The following is an 18,974-nucleotide window of genomic DNA, read 5'->3' as shown; positions in this document are numbered from 1 at the left end:
TCGAACCGGCCCGCGCCCGGGTCCGCGGCGGCTAGTTTCTGCAGATCATGGTGCAGTCGGTGGAACTGGTGCTCGACGACACGGGCGAGGAGTACATCCGTCAGCAGTGGTCCGCGCTGGCCGCGGCGGGCCTGACGGGCGTCATCCGCAAGCCCGCCGCAGGCGATCCGCCCAAACGCCCGCACATCACCCTGGCGGTGGCCGGCCAGATCTGGCCGCGCATCGACCACGACCTGGAGAAATTGCCGTTTCATCCGTTCCCGGTGCGGCTGGGTGGCGTACTGGTGTTCGGGGCGCGCCGGCCCATTCTGGTGCGGCTGGTGGTGCCGTCCGAGCAGTTGCTGGCCTGGCAGCGCCGCGTCCACGCACTGGTAGCGCCGTGCCCTGGAGTTCCGGGCAATATGCATCCCGATCAGTGGACCCCGCATGTCACACTGGCCAGACGCGTGCCACCACCGCAGCTCGGCGCGGCGATTCTCGCTGTCGCGTCGGATCGTGATTTCACCGCGACCGCGGTGGGTATCCGGAGGTGGGACGGCGACGAACGGCGGGCCTGGCCGGTCGCCGGTGGAAGATAATACCGGCGCCCGGCGTTGGACCCGGCACACCCACACGAGAGGACGCCCATGGCAACGCAGACGCTGACCGACAAGAATTTCGATGAGGTCGTCACCGGAAACGACGTGGTACTCGTCGATTTCTGGGCCGAGTGGTGCGGTCCGTGCAAGAGCTTCGCCCCGACCTTCGAAAAGTCCTCGGAGCAGCACCCCGACGTGGTGCACGGCAAGGTCGACACCGAGGCCGAGCAAGGTCTCGCGGCCGCGGCCAACATCCGTTCCATCCCGACGATCATGGCCTTCCGCGAGGGCGTGCTGGTGTTCGCCCAGCCCGGCGCGCTGCCCCCGGCCGCACTCGAGGACCTGGTCACCCAGGTGAAGGCCCTCGACATGGACGAGGTGCGCAAGCAGCTGGCCGAACAGCAGGCTTCCACGGAGTAATACCGCAGACCGTGACGACGGGTCCGGCCCTCCCGATCGGGAGGGCCGGACCCGTCTGTCGTGTCAGGCGCCGAGGCGGTTGAGCCCGGCGATCATGGCGCGCACGGTGGATTCGGCACCGTCGCCGGCCAGGGCGGCGCCCCAGCCGCGGCGGCCGTTGAATTCGCACTGGACGAAGGTGGCGGTGGCCGAGCCGGTGCGGCGCTGATGGAATTGCAGGATCTCGACCGGGTAGCCCTCGTCGTAGAGGGCCGAGGTCATGGCCGCGACCGGGTTGCCGGTGGCCACCACGGTGCGCAGGTGATCGGCGAATTCGAGGGTCGCGGTGAAGGTGGCGTTCCGGTTCCCGGCCGGCGACCAGTCACCGAGGCGGATCGGCCCGGTGCTTTCGCCGTAGCGGTCGCGGAACTGGTCGGGGGTCAGGCCGGCGCTTTCGGAGCGAAGGCTCCGTGGGGCGGCGGCGATCAGGTCATGGCTATCGAGGGTGAGCATGGTCACGTAGGTCTTCCCGAGAATGCGTGAGGCGGCAGAGGGGACCAGCAACAAACGTCAAACGGCCCGCAGCGAGGGGGCCGGTCCGAATCAGACCCCGCTGCGGCGGGTTACTACGAGCAGTAGCCGACGCGCCACCATCGCGGTGTGCGGAACTAGCGCAACGCTGTCGCGGTCGGCGACATGCAGCGGCGCGCTGTGGCGGTCGGAGGGATTCGGCACGCGTCCGAGGATAGAGAGTCGATGCGGCGAAGGCAACCACATTTGCTTGTCGTTTCCTTTCGTGCCGGATGCTGTTCGCCCAGGTCATCGGGCGCGACCGGGTTACGCGCGAGTAGCAGGCGGGTAGCCGGAATCACCTACCCGGTCTCTTGGGACATCGTGCTCGCGCACCAGGTCGTTTCGCTCGGTCCCGGCGTGCGCGGAACAGGTTTCGGCGCACGTCGGCGGGGCACGCCCGTGCAAACAGCGGCGAACGGAGGAACAGATGCGAGTCCCAGGTGGTTCGGGTCCGAAGAGCCGGTACGGCGCGCCGGTGGTGCTGGCCGGTGCCGCACTCCTCGCGGTGAGCGGGTGCGCCGACGGCAGCGACAACGATGCGGTGGCGACCACGGCGCCGCCGGCGACGACGGTGTCGGCATCCGTGACGGGCTCGGCAGCGGCAGCCCTCGACACCGACGCCTTGCACAAGGCGGGCAGCACCGCGACGGCCGCCGTGGCCGGTAGCACGCTCATCTCCATCGAGACCGAACGCGACCACGGCTGGGAGGTCCAGGTCGTCACCGCCGACGGCATCGAGCACGAGATGGAGGTGTCCGGCGACGGCGCGACCGTGACCATGGGGCCCGTCGCGAAGAACGAGGACGACGCCGACAAAGCCAAGCATCGCGACCGCATACAAACCGCTCGCGTGGACTACCGGGCAGCGGCCGACAGCGTACTGCGGGAAGTTCCGGGCGGCACCATCACCGAATTGAATCTCGACAGCGACAACGGGACCACCGTGTGGGAGTCGGACGTGATCGATCCCTCCGGCACCAAGCATGAGGTCACCATCGACGCCGTTTCCGGACGAGTGATGGCGAATACGACCGAGCGCTGAATCCGCGACCGACCGCACCGGCCGAGACCGGTACGGCTATCAGTGCGCGGCGGCGTCCCAGCTGCGGCCGGTGCCGACGGACACATCCAGCGGCACCGACAGGTCGATGGCCGCTGCCATCTCCCGCCTGGCCAGTTCCTCCAGGGCTTCCCGTTCACCGGTGGCGACCTCGAAGAGCAGTTCGTCGTGGATCTGCAGCAGCATCCGCGACTTCAGGCCCGCGTCCTGAATGGCCTTGTGCACGTTGATCATCGCGACCTTGATGATGTCGGCGGCGGTGCCCTGGATCGGCGCGTTCAGCGCCATCCGTTCGGCGGCCTCGCGGCGCTGACGGTTACTGGAATCCAGGTCGGGCAGATAGCGGCGGCGGCCGAACAGGGTCTGGGTGTAGCCGACCTTGCGGGCCTGTTCCACCACCTCGTGCAGGTAGTCGCGGATACCGCCGAACCGGGCGAAGTAGACCTCCATCTGGTCCTTGGCCTCCTGCGTGCTGATCTTCAGCTGCGCGGACAGGCCGTAGGAACTCAGACCGTAGGCCAGGCCGTAGGACATGGCCTTGATCCGGCGCCGCATCTCCGGATTCACCTCCGAGATCGGGATGTCGAAGGCCTTGGACGCGACGAAGGTGTGCAGATCCTCCCCGGAGTTGAAGGCCTCGATCAAGCCGGCGTCGCCGGACAGATGCGCCATGATCCGCATCTCGATCTGGCTGTAGTCGGCCGTCATCAGCGATTCGTAACCGGGGCCGACGACGAAGGTGTCGCGGATCTGGCGGCCGGTGTCGGTGCGGATGGGGATGTTCTGCAGGTTCGGCTCGGTGGAGGACAACCGGCCGGTGGCGGCGATGGTCTGGTTGAAGGTGGTGTGGATGCGGCCGTCGTCGGCGACGGACTTGAGCAGGCCGTCCACGGTGACCTTGAGCCGGGTGGCGTCGCGGTGGGCCAGCAGATGCGCAAGGAACGGATGCTCGGTCTTCTCGTAGAGCGATTCGAGCGCGTCGGCGTCGGTGGTGTAGCCGGTCTTGGTGCGCTTGGTCTTGGGCATGTCGAGCTCGTCGAACAGCACCACCTGCAACTGTTTGGGCGAGCCGAGGTTGATCTGCTTGCCGATCACGCCGTAGGCCGCCTCGGCGGCCTCGTTCACCTTGTCGGCGAACTGGCGTTGCAGCGTTTCCAGCTGGTCGACGTCGACGGCGATGCCCGCGTCCTCGAGCGTGGCCAGCACCTCCAGCAGCGGCAACTCCATCTCGCCGAGCAGTGCGGTGGATTCGATGTTCGCCAGCTCGCCGTCGAGGGCTTCGGCGAGATCGGCGACGGCGCGGGCGCGCAGCATCTCGGCCTTGGCGAGTTCGGTGTCGACGGCGTCTTCATCGTCGAGCAGCGACAGCTGCGGGGTCTCGTCGGTTTCGGCGCGCAGCTCCCGGTGCAGGTAGCGCAGCGACAGATCGTCGAGGTTGAAGCTGCGCTGCCCCGGCCGCACCAGGTAGGCGGCCAGCGCGGTATCGCTGGTGAGCCCGGCCAGCGTCCACCCGCGCCCGCGCAGGGCGTGGATCGCGGACTTCGCCTCGTGCAAGGCTTTGGGACGCGCCGGATCGGCCAGCCAGGCGCCGAGGCGGGCTTCGTCCTCGGGCGTCATTCCGGTGACGTCGATATAAGCGCCCTCACCGTCGGCCGCGGCGATGGCGATCGCCTTGACGTCGCCGTGCGCCGGCGCACCCGAACCCACCACCGACACCCCGTGGCGCACCCCGGCCGGCGCGTGATCGGTGAGCCAATCGCCGACGCTGCCCGGCGCCAGCGACGAACCGCTGATCTCGAAACCGGACTCCGCCTCCGGACTGGGCGGTGCCAGCGTTTCGAACAGCCGGTCGCGCAGCACCCGGAATTCCAGGTCGTCGAAGAGCCGGTGGATGCGTTCACGGTCCCACGGCCCCTGAGCGAGCTGATCGGGGGTGTAGGGCAGCGGCACATCGCGCACCATCTCGGTGAGCTGACGATTGAGCACCACGCTGCTCAGGTTGGCGCGCAGCGCGTCGCCGACCTTGCCGCGCACCTCGTCGACCTTGTCGACCAGGGTGGCCAGATCACCGTATTCGCGGATCCACTTGGCGGCGGTCTTCTCCCCCACGCCGGGAATGCCGGGCAGGTTGTCGCTCGGGTCGCCGCGCAGCGCCGCGTAGTCCGGGTACTGCGCCGGGCTGAGACCGTATTTGGCCTGCACTTCCTCGGGGGTGAAGCGGGTGAGATCGGAGACGCCCTTGCGCGGGTACAGCACCGTGACGTCATCGTTGACCAGCTGGATGGAATCACGGTCGCCGGTGACGATGAGCACCCGGTAACCCTGCGGCACCGCCTGGGTGGTGAGCGTGGCGATGACGTCATCGGCCTCGTAGCCGTCGATGGCCATCACGGGGATGCCGAGCGCGCCCAGCACCTCCTTGGTGAGCTCGACCTGGCCGCGGAACTCGTCCGGCGTGGTGGTGCGGTTGGCCTTGTATTCGGGGTAGGCCTCGGTGCGGAAGGTCTGGCGCGAGACGTCGAAGGCCGCCGCGATATGGGTGGGCTTCTCATCGCGCAGCAGGTTGATCAGCATGGCGGTGAACCCGTACACCGCGTTGGTGGTCTGGCCGGTGACGGTTTTGAAGTTCTCCGCCGGTAGCGCGTAGAAGGCGCGATAGGCCACCGAGTGGCCGTCGATCAGCAATAGCGTCGGCCGCTCCCCCGTGGCCGTCGCGGCGGCACTCGACGCGGTGCTCGGTGCCGTGCCGGATCCGGAAGAGGCAGAACGCGGGGCTGTCGTCGGTGAACTCACCCCCCAGAGTGTAGGGACAGCCACCGACAAGTCGAACCGCCGACACCCGGGCGCGCGCCACTCACCCGACACCCAGGTACGCCGACTTCACCGCCGGGTCGACCAACAGGTCCGCACCGGTACCGGACTTGGTCACCGCACCGGTCTCCAGGATGTAGCCGCGATCGCTGCGTTTGAGCGCCTGCCTGGCGTTCTGCTCGACCAGCAGCACCGTGGTGCCCTGCTGGTTGATCTCGCTGATGATGCGGAAGATCTGCTGGATCACCATGGGCGCCAACCCCATCGAGGGTTCGTCGAGCAGCAGCAGGCGCGGGCGCGCCATCAGCGACCGGCCTATCGCCAGCATCTGCTGCTCGCCGCCGGAGAGCGTGCCGCCGACCTGTTTGCGCCGCTCTTGCAGCCGCGGAAACAACTCGAACACCCGCTCCAGGGTCGCGGCGTAGTCGGCCTTCTGCTTGAAAGGCCGTGCGTAACAACCCATGTCCAGATTTTCCTGCACGGACATACCGGGGAAGATGCCGCGGCCCTCCGGTGCCTGGATCAGGCCGGCCACGACCCGTTCGTGGGCTTTCATCCGGCTGATGTCGCGACCTTCGAAGACGATGCGCCCCTTGGTCAACGGCAGCAGGCCCGACAGCGCGCGCATCGTCGTGGTCTTGCCCGCACCGTTGGCGCCGAGCAGGGTGACCAGTTCGCCTTCGGCCACGCGCAGCGAGATGCCGTGCAGCGCTCGGATTCTGCCGTAGTTGACGTAGATCTCGTCGACTTCCAGCATCGATGTGGCTGTGCTCATGCGTCCTGTCCGTCCTCGTCGTCGGGCACACCGAGATAGGCGGCGATCACCGCCGGATCGGCCCGGATGTCGGCGGGCAGGCCATCGGCGATCTTGCGGCCGAATTCGAGGACGACGATCCGGTCGGTCACCCCCATCACCAGCCGCATGTCGTGCTCGATCAGCAGCACGGTGAACCCGTCGTCGCGGATCTTGCGGATCAGGTCCATCAACGCCGACTTCTCGCTCGGATTGAACCCCGCCGCCGGTTCGTCCAGGCACAGCAGTTTCGGTTCGGTGGCCAGCGCACGGGCGATCTCGAGGCGACGCTGATCGCCGTAGGACAGGTTGCGCGCCTTCTCCACCGCGCGCGGCGCGATACCGACGAATTCGAGCAACGCCATGCCGCGTTCGATGGCGTCGCGTTCCTCGCGCCGATGCCTGGCCGTGCGGAAGATCGCGCCTGGCACCGAGGTCTTGTGCCTGGCATCGGTGCCGACCACGACGTTCTCCAGGGCCGTCATCTCCCCGAACAGTCGCACGTTCTGGAAGGTGCGGGCGATGCCGAGGCGGGTGATGGCATTGCGTTTGGTCTTGGTGAGCGGCTTGCCGTCGAAATACACCGTGCCCGCCGAGGGCCGGTACACGCCGGTGATGGCATTGAAGCAGGTGGTCTTGCCGGCACCGTTGGGGCCGATCAGGCCGAGGATCTCACCGCGGCGGATCTCGAAGCTGACGGCATCGAGTGCGGTCAGGCCGCCGAACTTCACGGTCAACCCCTCGGTGCGCAGCAGTGGCGCGCCGACCTCGGTCTCGATCTCGCGGCGCGGAGCGACCGCCTCGGCGACCGCGGCCGCATCGGCCAGCGCCGGGTCGACGGCCTCGACGTCGACGGTGCCCGCCGACTCCACCTCCGGTTCCGGGGCATACCCCGCGGCCATATCTTCGTTGTCGAACAGTGCGTCGCCCGCGCCCGGCCCGGTCATCGCTTCGCTCCCACCGGTTCGGCCGTCATCGGTCTGCGCACCGCGAGATAGATCTGCCTGCCATAGGCCAGCAGTTTCTGCCGCATCGGGAACAGGCCTTGGGGCCGCAGGATCATCATCACCACCAGCGCGATGCCGAAATACAGATACTTCAGGTCGCCGAGGGTCTGCGCGCCCTGCGGCCGGAACAGCAGCACGCTGCCGAGCAGGACCAGCCAGTACACCCCGAGCACCACCGTGACGGTGACGAACAGCCTGCGCGCCCACACGCCGCGCTCGTGCATCCACCGCTTCCACGCCAGCGCGAGTCCGGCGAACACCACCGCCAGCACGCCGAGCTGGATATAGCCCGCGGTTTCATCGGTGACCAGCTGCACCGACATCAACCGGTTGGGCAGGTACACGATCAGGAACGCCCCGACGATGACGCCGAGTTTGTTGCCCTGACCGCCGATCACCACCGCGCACAGGAACAGCATCGAGTTGATGATGTTGAATCCGGTCGGATTGATGAACTGCACCTGGCCCGCGTACAAGGCGCCGGACAATCCGCCGACGGCGGCGCCGATCATGAATGCCCACAGCTTGAATTTGAACGCCGGCACGCCCATGATCTCGGCCGCGTCCTCGTCTTCGCGGATCGCAACCCAGGCCCGGCCCACCCGGCTGCGTTCCAGGTTGCCGACGATGAGCAGCACCACGATCACGCAGATCATGCCGAGCCAGTACCACCAGGTGCCGGAGTTGGCGCGGTCGAGCAGGTTCGCGCTGTCGCCCGCACCGACATTGCCCGCCGAGAACACCCCGGTCGGGCGCTCCTCGGATTCGCCGACACGCGGGTAGGCGATGCCGGACAGGCCGAGGCTGCCGTTGGTCAGATCGCCGAGATTGTCGGCGAGCAGTCGCACGATCTCACCGAACCCGAGGGTGACGATGGCCAGGTAGTCACCGCGCAGCCGCAGGGTCGGCGAGCCGAGGATCAACCCGGACACCGCGGTCACCGCGATGGCCAGCGGCACACACGCCAGCCACGCCCAGTCGGAGTCGAGCCAGCCGCCGTCGGTCTGATTCCACGGGCTGTTCGGGCTGGTCAACAGGCCGACGGTGTAGGCGCCGACGGCGTAGAAGCCGACATATCCGAGGTCGAGCAGGCCCGCCTGCCCGACCACCACGTTCAACCCGATCGCGATCAGCGCGTACATCGCGAACTGGGCCATCACGCCGCCGAAACTGGTGCCGGGGGTGTCCAGCAGCGGCGGCGGGAACAGCGGAAGCAGGGCGAGCGCGATGATCGCCGGAACGCCGACCGCCCACTGCGCGGGCCGGCTCAGCCCCTCCCACCAGCCGCGTAACGCGTCGCCGACACCGTGCATCGGCCGCGGCGGCGGCTTCGGAGCCTCGATCGGCGTGGACTTCTCACTCATGCGCGGGCCCTCCCGAGACTCTCACCGAGGATGCCCGTCGGCCGGAACATCAGCACCAGCACCAGCACCACGAACGCCACCACGTCGCGCCATTCGGTGCCGAACAGGATCTGCCCGTAGTTCTCGGCCAGCCCGAGCAGCAGCCCGCCGAGCAAGGCGCCGCGAAGATTCCCGATGCCGCCGAGGACCGCCGCGCTGAAGGCCTTGATACCGAGCACGAAACCGCCGGAATAGATGATGCCGTTGGGAATCTTCAGCGCGTACAACAGCGCCGCCGCACCAGCCAGCACACCACCGATGAGGAACGTCAGCATGATGACCCGTTCCCGCGACACCCCCATCAGCGTGGCGGTATCCGGGTCCTGGGCCACCGCGCGGATGCCGCGCCCGAACTTGGTGCGGTTGATCAGCATCTCGGCTGCCGCGGCGAGCACCACCGCGGCCACCACGATCACGATGGTCACATTGGTGACGTCGGCGCCGCCGACACTGAACTGCACCGTCGGCTCGACCAGGATGATCGGTTGCTGGGCATTGGTGCCACCCAGATCCGGCCACAGTTTCGGCAGGATGAAATGCACGAATTCCTGGAGTACGAACGACATTCCGATCGCGGTGATCAAAAAGATCAATGGTTTGGCGCCGCGACGGCGCAACGGCCGATAGGCGACCCGCTCCAATCCCACCGCCGCCGCACCCGAGACCGCCATCCCGAACAGCATCGCCAAACCCAGATAGGTGACGGTGAGGATGACACCTTGGGAATACACATCACCGCTGGGCGAGAATCCCAGCAGCATCAACCCCACGTACTGCCCGAACATGCCGAGCATGAACACTTCCGAATGCGCGAAGTTGATCAACCGCAGCACGCCGTACACCAGCGTGTAGCCCACCGCCACCAGGGCGTAGATCGCGCCGTAGGACAGTCCGTCGACGGTCAGTCGCCAGAATTGATCGATCACCCCCTCGTAGTTGAAGTCGATCGAACCGTCGGCAAGCGGTAACGCGCCGACGTAAACGGTAGGAGTCATCCGTGCCTTGCCCTCATCGCTGTCGCCCCTGACGGATCGGCGCGTACCCCGACCCTCCGGCAGGGTCGTGGGGCACGCGCCGGTACCACTCCCGCTACTTGACCTCGTACACCCAGATCAGCGCGTTGGACAGTTCGCCGTCGGGGTTCCACTTGTACTGCCGGGCCAGGCCGGCGCCGTCATAGGAGCGGACGAATTCGAGCAGGTCGGGCCGGGTGAGCTTGCCCGAGTCGATGCCCTTGGCCAGGATGGTGGCCAGGTCATAGGCCTCCACCGAGTAGACGCCGGGGGCCTGGCCGTTGAGCGCCTCGTATTCGGAGGTGAATTCCTTCGGGGCCGGACCGCAGGGGCACGACAGCACCGCCCCCTTGGCCGAGCTACCGGCCTGAGAGACGAACTGCGGGTCGTTGCTGCCGTCGGCGGAAACGAAGGTGGCGTCCACGCCGCCGGACTTCAACTGCTTGGCCAGCGGTGCGGCCTCCGCGTAGTAGCCGGAGTAGAAGATCGCGTCCGGGTTCGCGCTGGCGATCTTGGTGACGGTGGCGGAGAAGTCCTTGTCACCCTCTTTGATACTGGCCGCGCACGCCGGATCGGCCACCGGGCCGAGCGCGGCGGTGACGCTGGCGGCGAGGCCGGTGCCGTAATCGGTGTTGTCCTGGACGACGCACACCTTCTTGTAGCCGGCGGTATTGATCATGTAATTGGCCACGGACGGGCCCTGCACGTCGTCGTTGGCCAGGCCGCGGAAGAAGCTGCGCCAGCCGTTCTGGGTGAGCGAGGCGTTGGTGGCCGAGGACGACACCGCCACCAGGCCCGCGTCGCTGAGGATCTGGCCGGTGGCCTTGGTCTCGCCCGAGAAGGCCGGGCCGACCAAGCCGATGACGGTGGGATCGTTGACGATCTGCGGGATGATCTGCGTGGCCTTTTGCGGGTTGCCCTCGGTGTCGAAGTCCTTCAACTCGATCTGGCAACCCGGATTGGCCTTGTTGTGCTGGTCGATCGCCAGCTTCGCGCCGTTGAGGATATTGATGCCGAGCGCGGCATTCGGTCCGGTCAGTGCGCCCGCCATGGCGATCGAGGTGTTCTCCGGGCAGGTCGCCGAACCGTCACCGGCGGGATCGGCGGCCGCGGCGGTGTCGGTGGACGGAACTTCCTTGCCCTGGGCGTCGATCTGCATCACCGGCTGAATGGACAGGCCCCCGGTGTCGGCGCCGGTGGCCTCCGAATCCCCCGTCGATTTATCGCTGCATCCGGTCAACACCAGGGCTGCGGCCGCACCGGCCCCCAGCACTCGCACCGTACGGTTTCGCCACGTCGAACTAAGCACGATTCACCTCTGCGTTCCTGTGCTTCCCCCGGGCAACCGAGGAGGCCGACCACTCAGCCTGCGCAGAAACATAGCGTCGGCAGGTTAGATCCGCATCACATTCGGATCATGCAGATGACATCGTGTCGAATTCTTTTTCGCGATCATGTTTCCGCGATGTAAATCGCGTCGGGTATAAGGCCCGAGCGGCCGTCACTGCGGGGTCAGATTCTCCAGAACCACTTCCGCGACCGCCTTCATGGTGGTACGGCGATCCATCGCGGTGCGCTGAATCCATTTGAAGGCCTGCGGCTCCGACAGCCCCTGGGTCTGCATCAGCACGCCCTTGGCCCGCTCGACCAGCTTGCGGGTCTCCAGCCGCTCCGACAGGCTCGCGACCTCACCCTCGAGCGCGGTGATCTCATGGAACCGGCTCGCGGCCAACTCGATCGCGGGCACCAGATCCGACTTGGTGAACGGCTTCACCAGATAGGCCATCGCCCCGGCGTCGCGTGCCCGCTCGACCAGATCGCGCTGACTGAACGCGGTCAGGATCACCACCGGCGCAACACGTTTGGAGGCGATCTCGGCGGCCGCGTCGATTCCATCGCGGCGCGGCATCTTCACGTCCATGATCACCAGATCGGGCCGGTGCTCCACCGCCAGATCCACCGCTTGCTGGCCGTCGCCCGCCTCACCGACCACCTGATAGCCCTCTTCGGTGAGCATCTCGACCAGATCCATGCGAATCAAGGCCTCGTCCTCGGCGACGACGACACGCTTGGCCCCGGCGCCTGCCTTCGCGTCCGCGCCCGCAGTAGTGCTCATAGAAGACCCCTCTGGTTCGATGCTCGAGCCCCGACACGATCGACCGCGGCCAGAGCCGGACGAACCGGCCGACGACCCACCGTCACGCAATCGAGTGATGTAAAGAGTACCTTTCACCTCGGCATCGAACGCATATACCCAGCGCACACCCCCTACGTCACAACCGTGAGGCGACCGGTTGGGCGATTACCCCACTCACCCGCTATCATTTCCACCCGGTGCGCCGAGTTGGCGGAACTGGCAGACGCGACGGTCTCAAAAACCGTTGTCCTCACGGACGTGTGGGTTCGAGTCCCACACTCGGCACCAGGTCAGACGGCATTTTTGCCGTCGCTTCCGACATCGTCACCTCACGCAGTCCGCAATTGGTCCGCAGCAGTCCTGGCGCCCGCGTCCATCCCGACCGCCACGGCGTCGAGATCGCCCGGGAACAGGTGCCCGTACAGGTCCAGAGTCAGCGTGGCCGTCTTGTGGCCCAGCATCCGCTGAACCACCTTGATATTCGCCCCGGCACTGATCGCCAGCGACGCCGCCGTATGGCGCAGACCATGCGGAGCGATACTGCTCAACCCGGCCGCGGCGGCGGCCTGGTCGAACACCCACCGGAACTCCGTCGACTCCAGGTAACCGCCCTTCCGACTCGGAAACACCAGCGCATCGAGGCGGCGTCCCTGCATGAGACTGTCCGCGATGCCGATAGACCGCGCTTCGGGTGATGGACGTCGATCTAGAGGCCCGTCGGATCCGGGTGGCGCGCTATGTCCGTGGTGCGGGCACGGACTCCCATCTCGGGAGCACCAGTGTGTCCAGCAGCGATCGATAGCCGGCCACGGTCTACGACTTCGGAACTTCTTTGTAGCGAAACACTTCTCGGCCACCGCACCGACCAACACCCCACTGCGATCGGGGTCGACCCACGTGCCGGTCGTACCTTCGTCGTCACCTCGGCATCACCACTGGGCCAGATCCCTCTCGCCGGTGTCTCACGCTCGAGTAGACGGGTCCTGGATGCGGCACCGGTGCTGGCGCTGCGGGTACGCGCCCTCGCCTGCCAGGACCAATCCGGTTCAGCTCCGCGGGAACAGGATGCGGAACCGCGCGCCTTCACCGAGTTCTGTGTGAAGCCGGATCCGCGCACGGTGGGCGGTGAGGATCGCGGCGGTGATCGCGAGGCCGAGACCGGAACCGTTGGTTCCCGAGCGGGAGTCACTGGCCCGGTAGAAACGGTCGAACATGTGCGCCGCCTTGTCCGGTGGGATGCCCGGACCGTCGTCGGCGACGTCGAGCACCACATATTCCGACGCCGGAGGCAGGTCCCCACCGGCTTCGGCGGCGACCGGGTCGGTGTCGGGCACACCGGTGCTGGTGCTCACCCTGACGGTGACCGTTGCCGGAGCCGGCGCGTGCACCAATGCGTTGTCGACCAGGTTGGCGACGACCTGACGTAAGCGGAGATCGTCACCGATCACCCGCGGCGCACCGTTGCCGGCCAGTAGCCTGATGGTGCGGTCCGGTGCACGGGTCTTCGCATCCCGCACGACGCTTTCGGCGATACCGACCAGGTCGACTTCTGTCAGGTCCAGTGGCCGTTCTTCATCGAGTCGGGCCAGCAGGAGAAGATCATCGACCAGTAACCCCATCCTGATCGCGGCGCCCTCGATCTGGCCCATCAGCTCCCGTATCTCCGGATCGGCCTGCGCGCCGCCGCGCCGGTACAGTTCGGCAAAGCCACGCACGGTGGTCAAAGGCGTGCGCAGTTCGTGCGAGGCATCGGCGATGAACCGGCGCATACGCTGCTCGGATGCCTCCAGCTGCCGCATCGTCTGTGCCTGGCGATCGACCATCACATTGAAAGCGGCGCCGAGCCGACCGGCTTCGGTGTGCGGGTCGGTGTCGTCGACCCGGCGATCGAGGTCGCCGGCCGCTATCGCCTCGGCGGTGAGTTCGATGCGGGTCAACGGGATCAGCCCCAGTCGCACCAATATGGCTGCCAGCAGGGTCATCGCGGCCAAGAGGATCGCGCCGACACTCAGTTCGATGGTCCGCAATCGTTCCGCGGTCGCGTCCGAGGTTGCCAGCGACATCGCGACCGCGGCTGTTCTTTCGCTTGGGTCCGCCGTGGTCGGTTGCTGTACGAAGGTGCGGACCCGCCAGCGTGTCTCGGTCGATTGGTCCGGAACCGTGAATGCGTTGTCGCCGCGCGCACGCACCGCGGCGGAGTCCATCGCCGGGAGTGCGGGCACGGTGCTCGACTCCACAGGCGCGCCCAGTCGGCCGATCAGTTCTCCACCGGAATCCGTATTTGGCACTGCCCTTCCATAGTGCCTCGGCAGGCGCAAGTCGTGCTGCGCACAACCCGCGTTCCCGGATCCAACTCGTCAGGCTTGACTGCCAGGCCTCAACGATTCGCCTGTCGCCAGAGGTCATTCGATGGACTCCCGGCTGTAGTCACGACGCGCAACACGCACGCTATTCACCGCTGTTACCCCGCCCGCGTTCTTACCCCAACGTCGAAGGTGAGACAGGCATCGGCAGCCCTTACCGGAACAGATGAGGACCGTGCTGTGCCAGGCCCGGTATTCCCAACGCAGGGCGTTCCCGCCGCCGGAGCCACCCTCGGGGCCCTTCGGTAAGGGTGTTGACCTGACACCTGCCCGGCACCAACCGCTGTCAGATGGTCTCGACACCAGCCACGCACCCGAGATGGAAGCCACAACACCGAAGTCGGCCCCGGCAATGTGCCAGGGGCCGACCTGATCCCGACGCGGCCCGTTATGGACACCACATAGGTCCTATTCCTATACCCTGCTCGCCGGGCGGGACCCATCGATGTGAGGTGCGCTCGGAGTTGCCTACGCGATCCGTATCTCCGACGACATGGACTGGGCAATCATCCCCTCAGATACTGTCCCGGCGAAGCCTCCGGCCGGAGCGCCGCTTTCGGCACCTCGGGCTGCAGTACTTCCGGGGCCGCCCGACGTTTCCCTGCTTCAGCCGGTCTCCGCATTCTGCGCAGAACCGTTCTCCGGCAAGTTCCTCTCCACGCAGGTACTCCAAGATCCTGCGACGGAACTCAGGGTGATACCTGAGCAGAGTGGAAAGCCTGCCGACGCCATACGTCAACTCCTTGCCGAGCTCTTCGTACTCGGGATGAGCCCGGACCAGGGTCTGAACCAGTTGTGTCACCAGGTATCTCGCAGCCGTTTCGTATCTGTGGTCCTCATATCCCTCCATCACATCCACGTGCTCAGCGAGCAGTTCTATGGCCGCGACCACGTCCCGGTCGAGCAATAGACGCAAAGCAGCGGCGTCTCCTCGCCGCATCCATCCCGGAAGTAGTTCGTGGTCGATCTCTCGACGCAGAAGGCTATTGGCGACACGACTGTCCAACGCATCGTGGCGGCGGGCACGACGACGGCTCAAAGGTCCAGCTCTTCCATCGAATTCGCCTGCCTGGCGTTCCGCTCACAATGCCCCCGCCGGCGGAAGCATCGGCAGAAGAACCTCCCGAACGCGTCGACCACCTTCGGCACATCCTCCGGCCGGGCACGCACTAGGGCGATCCCAACCACCAGGATGATCGTCCCCCACCCTCCCGCTGCTGTCACTGCCAATCCGGTCGAAATGGCCACAGATAAACACCTCCGAACGTAAACAAGCCCCCGACGAGCTGTCGGGGGCTTGCGGGCATGAAAAAAGCCCCGGCCAGGCGGCTCAGGGCTTGATCGGACACACGTGTGGCCGATCGAGGGGAGCATACTTGCCAGGCTGGATAGAGGTCAATATCGGCCATTGCGCCTGGTAGGAGCGTTACGCGCGGCCAACGGCAAGGATCTGTACGGGTTGGGTTTCGTCCGGACTTCGCCGCCGACTACCAAGAGCCCGTTGTGGCCTCGACGATCGAGCGATTCAGTCGACGCTCCTACTTACTGACTATCTCCGCGCGGTGTGCTGCCGTGGTAAACGCCCGGGCGGTACCGGCAATGAATTGCCCTGCGTTTCCACGCGCACGGCGGCCGCAACACCGGGCAAGCTGGTGTCCGTGCATGCCGGTGACGCGGGCCAGCGGCCCATCCAACTATCCCCCGAGCTGCGACATCGCAGTCGGGCACCTGTTCTCCGGCGATCTCGATGCCGTCGCGGCCGGTTCTATGCTGGCGCCAGGGCAGGTCCGTGTCGCGGATACCGAGCGCGCACCCGGATCCGACGGGCCTTTAGATCGACGTCCATCACCCGAAGCGCCGTCGCCTCGCCGAACCGGATGCCGGTGTCTCTAGGTCAACTCTCCCACCCCGGCCCGCGCGGCCGATCGCGACGACGCCGACCGCCGAACGAACGGTTGGGGCCGAATTACAAATGACGTTGCCGGGAATGAACATCAGGTGTGCGCCCCCGACGGGGGCCGCACGAGCCGGTCGAACTCAACTGGAATTAGCTGCCGGGTGGCGCTGGCGAGGAAGCAGCGTGGCGCCGACGGGCGGCGATGAGCATGACTACAGCGGTCACGGCGAAGGCATGTCCGTAGCCGGCGAGCACGTTCTGCCCTGCCCCCTCGACGCTGTCCGGTGTTGCCAGGGTGACCAGGATGGCGAGCCCGAACCCGGCACCCACCTGTTTGGCGGTGTTCATCAACCCGGAGGCGGCTCCCGCGTCGGCGGGGTCGACGCCGGCGGTCACCGCGGCGGTCAGTAGGGTGTTCAATAATCCGGCGCCGATGCTGAACAGCATCGCGGGCCCGAGGATCCCGTCGACATAGCCACTAGCGGCGTCGAGTCGGGCTTGCCAGGCAAACCCCGCTGCCGCCAACAGCCCTCCGCCGGCGATGAGGATCCGGCCATCGACTCGGTCCATCAACCATGGGGTGAGCCGTGCACCCACGGCTACGGCGAGGAGGGTGTGGGGCAGGAAAGCCAGGCCCGTCTGCAGCGGACCGTAACCCAGGCCGTTCTGCATCGACAGCGTCAGAAAGAACCACATCGGATTCAAGCACGCCCTTGCCAGCAGCATCATCGCATTTCCCACCACCACCGATCGGATCCGCCACAACCGCACCGGGATCAGCGGGTTGTCTGCCCACAACGTTTCGACCAGAACGAATCCGCCCAACAACAAGATCCCGGCCGTCAGCGCGGCGATGGTGACCGGTGCCGTCCAGCCGCGCACCGCAGCCTCCCCCATCCCGTACGCCGTGGACATGAGCCCGGCGGTGACCAGGACCGCACCCGGGATGTCCGGGCGTGGACGAGACTGCGCGCGAACATCGGGGGCGATCACACCGAACGCGGCCACCGCAACGCCGACGCCGATCGGCACGTTGATCAGCAACGTCGCCCGCCACGAACCCCACTCGGTGAGAGCACCACCCAGCACATTGCCCGCCGTACCCCCGGCTATCCCTATCGCGGTCCACAGCGCCAAAACCCGTGTCCGCGCCCGGCCCCTTATTGGCCATGACCGACCCCGAACTTGCCCAGCATCCGTTCATCGCCGGAATCGACCGCCTCGAACAGGAACTCACCGAAGCCCTTTCCCGAGCCGCGGCCGCGGGCGAACTCGCCGCCGGAATCGACGCCGCTACCGAAGCCACACGGCTGGTCATGCTCAGCCACGGACTGGGCACAGCGGTCCTGATCGGCCAGCACACCGCCGAAGCCGCCGCAGCCGTGTTCGGCTACCACCTCGATCAGATCTTCGATATCCGCACGACCTGACCGGCAGCCAGCCGCACCTGGTGACGACGAATTCCCCTTCCGGCAACGGCTGCCACCCTGTTCTCGCCGAACCACGGCAATGCCGGACCGAGGGCATGACCCGACTGCGGATGGAACAGTGGCCTGCCAGTGAGAGCTTCCGGTATCGGACGGAGACCGGACACAGACCGGTCCGGCTCCGACTAGGGCACTGTGAGTTCCATTGTCGCCAAACGGTCATCGTCGGCGACCGCGTTGATCGCCGCGATGCGCTCGCCGGTGAATCGGATAGTCATGACCAGCTTCAGTGTGCCGTACTGCGCAAGCACCAGGCCCGGCTCGCCATCGAGCATGATCGCACGGGCCGGCTGCGCCTTTCCGCAGAACGCCTCGGCCAGCGCCTGACGCCCGTCGAGATCTGTCCCCGCACCCAGTAGGCGAGCGGCCTCATCAGGGCGGTAGGTGACGTCCGGGTCGAGCATTGCCAGCAGCGCCTCGAATTCGCCGTTCTGCGCGGCCCCCAGAAACGCTTCCACAGCGCGGTATCGCCGCGCCCGGTCGCCGCCCAACTCCGACTGGCCTCGCACCCGTCGCCGCGCCCGGCTGGCGATCCGTTGCGTCGTCTCGGAGCTGCGGTCGACGATCGGTGCGATGTCGGCGAACGGTACGGCGAACAGGTCGTGCAGGACGAAGGCGATACGTTCGGTCGGCGAGAGTTTGTCCAAAACCACCAGCAGTGCCGAGCCGACAGAGTCCGCGAGCACCGCCTCCTCCTCGGGGTCGGCCTGAACCCGTGTAGCGAGCCCGGCGCCGTGTTCGTCGAGGGAGTCCTCGTTGCGTGACTCTCGGGACCGGAGCATGTCCAGGCACACCCGGCTCACGACGGTCGTCAGCCAGCCTGCCGGGTTCGCGACGCTGCTGATGTCGGCGCCGGACGCTTTGATCCATGCCACCTGGACTGCGTCGTCGGCCTCACTGAGCGATCCCAGCATCCGGTAGGCCACTGCCCGTAAATGGCTGCGATGCTCCTCGAAGTGCTTCGCGAGCAGTTCGTTGCCGTTCATGTGTCTGGTTTCCTCGCCGTGATCCGTCAGAGAAACAGGAATTCCGTTTTCTGACATGAACATGTGGAGCTAGTCAATCATGAACGTCGCACTGTGGATCGTCGCCGGCGTGCTCGCGGCCGTGCTCCTGGTCAGCAGCGCCAAGATCGTGATCCCCAAGGAGAAGATCGTCGCTGCCGGTAAGTACGCCGCGTGGGCCGAGGATTTCAGCCCGTCCGCTCTGAAAGCGCTTGGTGTAGTGGACCTCTTGGGCGCCGTTGGTCTGATTCTGCCCGCCGTGCTCGACATCGCGCCGATCCTGGTGCCGGTGGCCGCGACAGGCACGGCACTGCTGTTCGCCGGGGCGATCATCGTGCGGATCCGGCGCGGGTTGTGGACGACAGCCGTTGCCGAGGTGTTCTACCTGGCCATGGCCGTCTTCGTGGCCGTGGCCCGTTTCGGGCTCGAGCCCTTCGCCTGACTCGGCC

The 18,974-nt window shown here is 66.6% G+C and carries 19 protein-coding genes and 1 tRNA gene; 6 read left to right on the top strand and 14 right to left on the bottom strand.

Annotated elements, in window-relative coordinates:
* Positions 1-47 precede the first annotated feature (47 nt).
* Together GV790_RS13785 and trxA are read left to right on the top strand one after the other, a co-directional pair.
* Positions 48-578 carry a 2'-5' RNA ligase family protein gene (locus GV790_RS13785; RefSeq protein ID WP_163813746.1) on the top strand — a complete coding sequence of 177 codons (531 nt, stop codon included), beginning with the start codon at positions 48-50 and terminating at the stop codon, positions 576-578.
* Positions 579-626: 48 nt separating this feature from the next.
* A complete protein-coding gene (gene trxA, locus GV790_RS13780) occupies positions 627-998 on the top strand; it encodes a thioredoxin (RefSeq protein ID WP_163813745.1) in 372 nt (123 codons plus the stop codon).
* A gap of 63 nt (positions 999-1,061) precedes the next feature.
* On the opposite strand, the gene GV790_RS13775 is transcribed toward trxA, so the two are convergent.
* Both GV790_RS13775 and GV790_RS31100 read right to left on the bottom strand, forming a co-directional pair.
* Positions 1,062-1,490 (bottom strand): alpha-isopropylmalate synthase regulatory domain-containing protein, encoded by a 429-nt coding sequence (locus GV790_RS13775; RefSeq protein ID WP_163813822.1) that lies wholly within the window; start codon positions 1,488-1,490, stop codon positions 1,062-1,064.
* Positions 1,491-1,580: 90 nt separating this feature from the next.
* Complete coding sequence (locus tag GV790_RS31100) at positions 1,581-1,712, bottom strand: hypothetical protein (protein WP_256673274.1); 132 nt, start codon at positions 1,710-1,712, stop codon at positions 1,581-1,583.
* Positions 1,713-1,977: 265 nt separating this feature from the next.
* On the opposite strand from GV790_RS31100, the gene GV790_RS13770 reads away from it, so the two are divergent.
* A complete protein-coding gene (locus GV790_RS13770; protein ID WP_163813744.1) occupies positions 1,978-2,592 on the top strand; it encodes a PepSY domain-containing protein in 615 nt (204 codons plus the stop codon).
* A 39-nt stretch (positions 2,593-2,631) separates the two neighbouring features.
* Here GV790_RS13770 and polA read toward each other — a convergent pair whose 3' ends face one another.
* The 7 genes from polA to GV790_RS13735 form a co-directional block, all read right to left on the bottom strand.
* Positions 2,632-5,403, bottom strand: a complete 2,772-nt coding sequence (polA, locus tag GV790_RS13765) for a DNA polymerase I (RefSeq protein ID WP_163813743.1) — start codon at positions 5,401-5,403, stop codon at positions 2,632-2,634.
* 61 nt (positions 5,404-5,464) lie between these two features.
* Complete coding sequence (locus GV790_RS13760; protein ID WP_228807136.1) at positions 5,465-6,196, bottom strand: ABC transporter ATP-binding protein; 732 nt, start codon at positions 6,194-6,196, stop codon at positions 5,465-5,467.
* On the bottom strand, positions 6,193-7,161 hold the full coding sequence (locus tag GV790_RS13755) for an ABC transporter ATP-binding protein (protein ID WP_163813742.1): 969 nt from the start codon (positions 7,159-7,161) through the stop codon (positions 6,193-6,195). The genes GV790_RS13760 and GV790_RS13755 overlap by 4 nt, the downstream gene beginning before the upstream one ends.
* Positions 7,158-8,585: a branched-chain amino acid ABC transporter permease gene (locus GV790_RS13750; RefSeq protein WP_163813741.1), complete on the bottom strand. Its 1,428-nt coding sequence runs from the start codon at positions 8,583-8,585 to the stop codon at positions 7,158-7,160. Before GV790_RS13750 ends, GV790_RS13755 begins: the two co-directional genes overlap by 4 nt.
* On the bottom strand, positions 8,582-9,619 hold the full coding sequence (locus GV790_RS13745; RefSeq protein ID WP_163813740.1) for a branched-chain amino acid ABC transporter permease: 1,038 nt from the start codon (positions 9,617-9,619) through the stop codon (positions 8,582-8,584). The genes GV790_RS13750 and GV790_RS13745 overlap by 4 nt, the downstream gene beginning before the upstream one ends.
* A gap of 94 nt (positions 9,620-9,713) precedes the next feature.
* The gene (locus GV790_RS13740) at positions 9,714-10,910 is read right to left on the bottom strand and encodes a branched-chain amino acid ABC transporter substrate-binding protein (RefSeq protein ID WP_163813820.1); all 1,197 of its coding nucleotides are present in this window, start codon (positions 10,908-10,910) and stop codon (positions 9,714-9,716) included.
* Between the two features lie 228 nt (positions 10,911-11,138).
* Entirely contained in the window at positions 11,139-11,753 is a 615-nt protein-coding gene (locus tag GV790_RS13735; RefSeq protein WP_014350328.1) for an ANTAR domain-containing response regulator, read from the bottom strand.
* A gap of 222 nt (positions 11,754-11,975) precedes the next feature.
* Here GV790_RS13735 and GV790_RS13730 point away from each other — a divergent pair.
* Positions 11,976-12,062: transfer RNA gene (locus GV790_RS13730), tRNA-Leu, on the top strand.
* A gap of 41 nt (positions 12,063-12,103) precedes the next feature.
* Here GV790_RS13730 and GV790_RS13725 read toward each other — a convergent pair.
* The 4 genes from GV790_RS13725 to GV790_RS13710 form a co-directional block, all read right to left on the bottom strand.
* A complete protein-coding gene (locus GV790_RS13725; protein ID WP_375139392.1) occupies positions 12,104-12,352 on the bottom strand; it encodes a tyrosine-type recombinase/integrase in 249 nt (82 codons plus the stop codon).
* Between the two features lie 468 nt (positions 12,353-12,820).
* Positions 12,821-13,837, bottom strand: coding sequence for a sensor histidine kinase (locus GV790_RS13720; RefSeq protein WP_163813739.1), 1,017 nt, complete (start codon positions 13,835-13,837; stop codon positions 12,821-12,823).
* An 814-nt stretch (positions 13,838-14,651) separates the two neighbouring features.
* The gene (locus tag GV790_RS13715; protein ID WP_163813738.1) at positions 14,652-15,053 is read right to left on the bottom strand and encodes a hypothetical protein; all 402 of its coding nucleotides are present in this window, start codon (positions 15,051-15,053) and stop codon (positions 14,652-14,654) included.
* A 1,131-nt stretch (positions 15,054-16,184) separates the two neighbouring features.
* A complete protein-coding gene (locus GV790_RS13710; RefSeq protein WP_163813819.1) occupies positions 16,185-17,198 on the bottom strand; it encodes an MFS transporter in 1,014 nt (337 codons plus the stop codon).
* 5 nt (positions 17,199-17,203) lie between these two features.
* On the opposite strand from GV790_RS13710, the gene GV790_RS13705 reads away from it, so the two are divergent.
* Entirely contained in the window at positions 17,204-17,464 is a 261-nt protein-coding gene (locus GV790_RS13705) for a TetR family transcriptional regulator C-terminal domain-containing protein (protein ID WP_163813737.1), read from the top strand.
* A gap of 182 nt (positions 17,465-17,646) precedes the next feature.
* Here GV790_RS13705 and GV790_RS13700 read toward each other — a convergent pair whose 3' ends face one another.
* Positions 17,647-18,507, bottom strand: coding sequence for a sigma-70 family RNA polymerase sigma factor (locus tag GV790_RS13700; protein WP_163813818.1), 861 nt, complete (start codon positions 18,505-18,507; stop codon positions 17,647-17,649).
* 79 nt (positions 18,508-18,586) lie between these two features.
* Between GV790_RS13700 and GV790_RS13695 the strand changes: the two genes are divergently transcribed.
* Complete coding sequence (locus tag GV790_RS13695; protein ID WP_163813736.1) at positions 18,587-18,967, top strand: DoxX family protein; 381 nt, start codon at positions 18,587-18,589, stop codon at positions 18,965-18,967.
* Positions 18,968-18,974: the final 7 nt, after the last annotated feature.

Origin of the sequence: Nocardia cyriacigeorgica (assembly GCF_010858045.1) — a bacterium.
In the GTDB taxonomy this organism is placed as follows: Bacteria; Actinomycetota; Actinomycetes; order Mycobacteriales; family Mycobacteriaceae; genus Nocardia; species Nocardia cyriacigeorgica_E.
Note: the sequence above shows the minus strand (reverse complement) of the source record. Positions and strands in the feature narration are given on the sequence as shown.

Excerpts from the sequence above, each read along its gene's own strand:
- GV790_RS13755 (WP_163813742.1), bottom strand. The coding sequence starts at position 7,161 with ATGACCGGGCCGGGCGCGGGCGACGCACTGTTCGACAACGAAGATATG.
- GV790_RS13745 (WP_163813740.1), bottom strand. The coding sequence starts at position 9,619 with ATGACTCCTACCGTTTACGTCGGCGCGTTACCGCTTGCCGACGGTTCG.
- GV790_RS13785 (WP_163813746.1), top strand. The coding sequence starts at position 48 with ATGGTGCAGTCGGTGGAACTGGTGCTCGACGACACGGGCGAGGAGTAC.
- GV790_RS13705 (WP_163813737.1), top strand. The coding sequence starts at position 17,204 with ATGACCGACCCCGAACTTGCCCAGCATCCGTTCATCGCCGGAATCGAC.
- GV790_RS13695 (WP_163813736.1), top strand. The coding sequence starts at position 18,587 with ATGAACGTCGCACTGTGGATCGTCGCCGGCGTGCTCGCGGCCGTGCTC.
- GV790_RS13770 (WP_163813744.1), top strand. The coding sequence starts at position 1,978 with ATGCGAGTCCCAGGTGGTTCGGGTCCGAAGAGCCGGTACGGCGCGCCG.
- GV790_RS13720 (WP_163813739.1), bottom strand. The coding sequence starts at position 13,837 with ATGTCGCTGGCAACCTCGGACGCGACCGCGGAACGATTGCGGACCATC.
- GV790_RS13700 (WP_163813818.1), bottom strand. The coding sequence starts at position 18,507 with ATGAACGGCAACGAACTGCTCGCGAAGCACTTCGAGGAGCATCGCAGC.
- GV790_RS13760 (WP_228807136.1), bottom strand. The coding sequence starts at position 6,196 with ATGAGCACAGCCACATCGATGCTGGAAGTCGACGAGATCTACGTCAAC.
- trxA (WP_163813745.1), top strand. The coding sequence starts at position 627 with ATGGCAACGCAGACGCTGACCGACAAGAATTTCGATGAGGTCGTCACC.
- GV790_RS13735 (WP_014350328.1), bottom strand. The coding sequence starts at position 11,753 with ATGAGCACTACTGCGGGCGCGGACGCGAAGGCAGGCGCCGGGGCCAAG.
- GV790_RS13750 (WP_163813741.1), bottom strand. The coding sequence starts at position 8,585 with ATGAGTGAGAAGTCCACGCCGATCGAGGCTCCGAAGCCGCCGCCGCGG.
- GV790_RS13775 (WP_163813822.1), bottom strand. The coding sequence starts at position 1,490 with ATGCTCACCCTCGATAGCCATGACCTGATCGCCGCCGCCCCACGGAGC.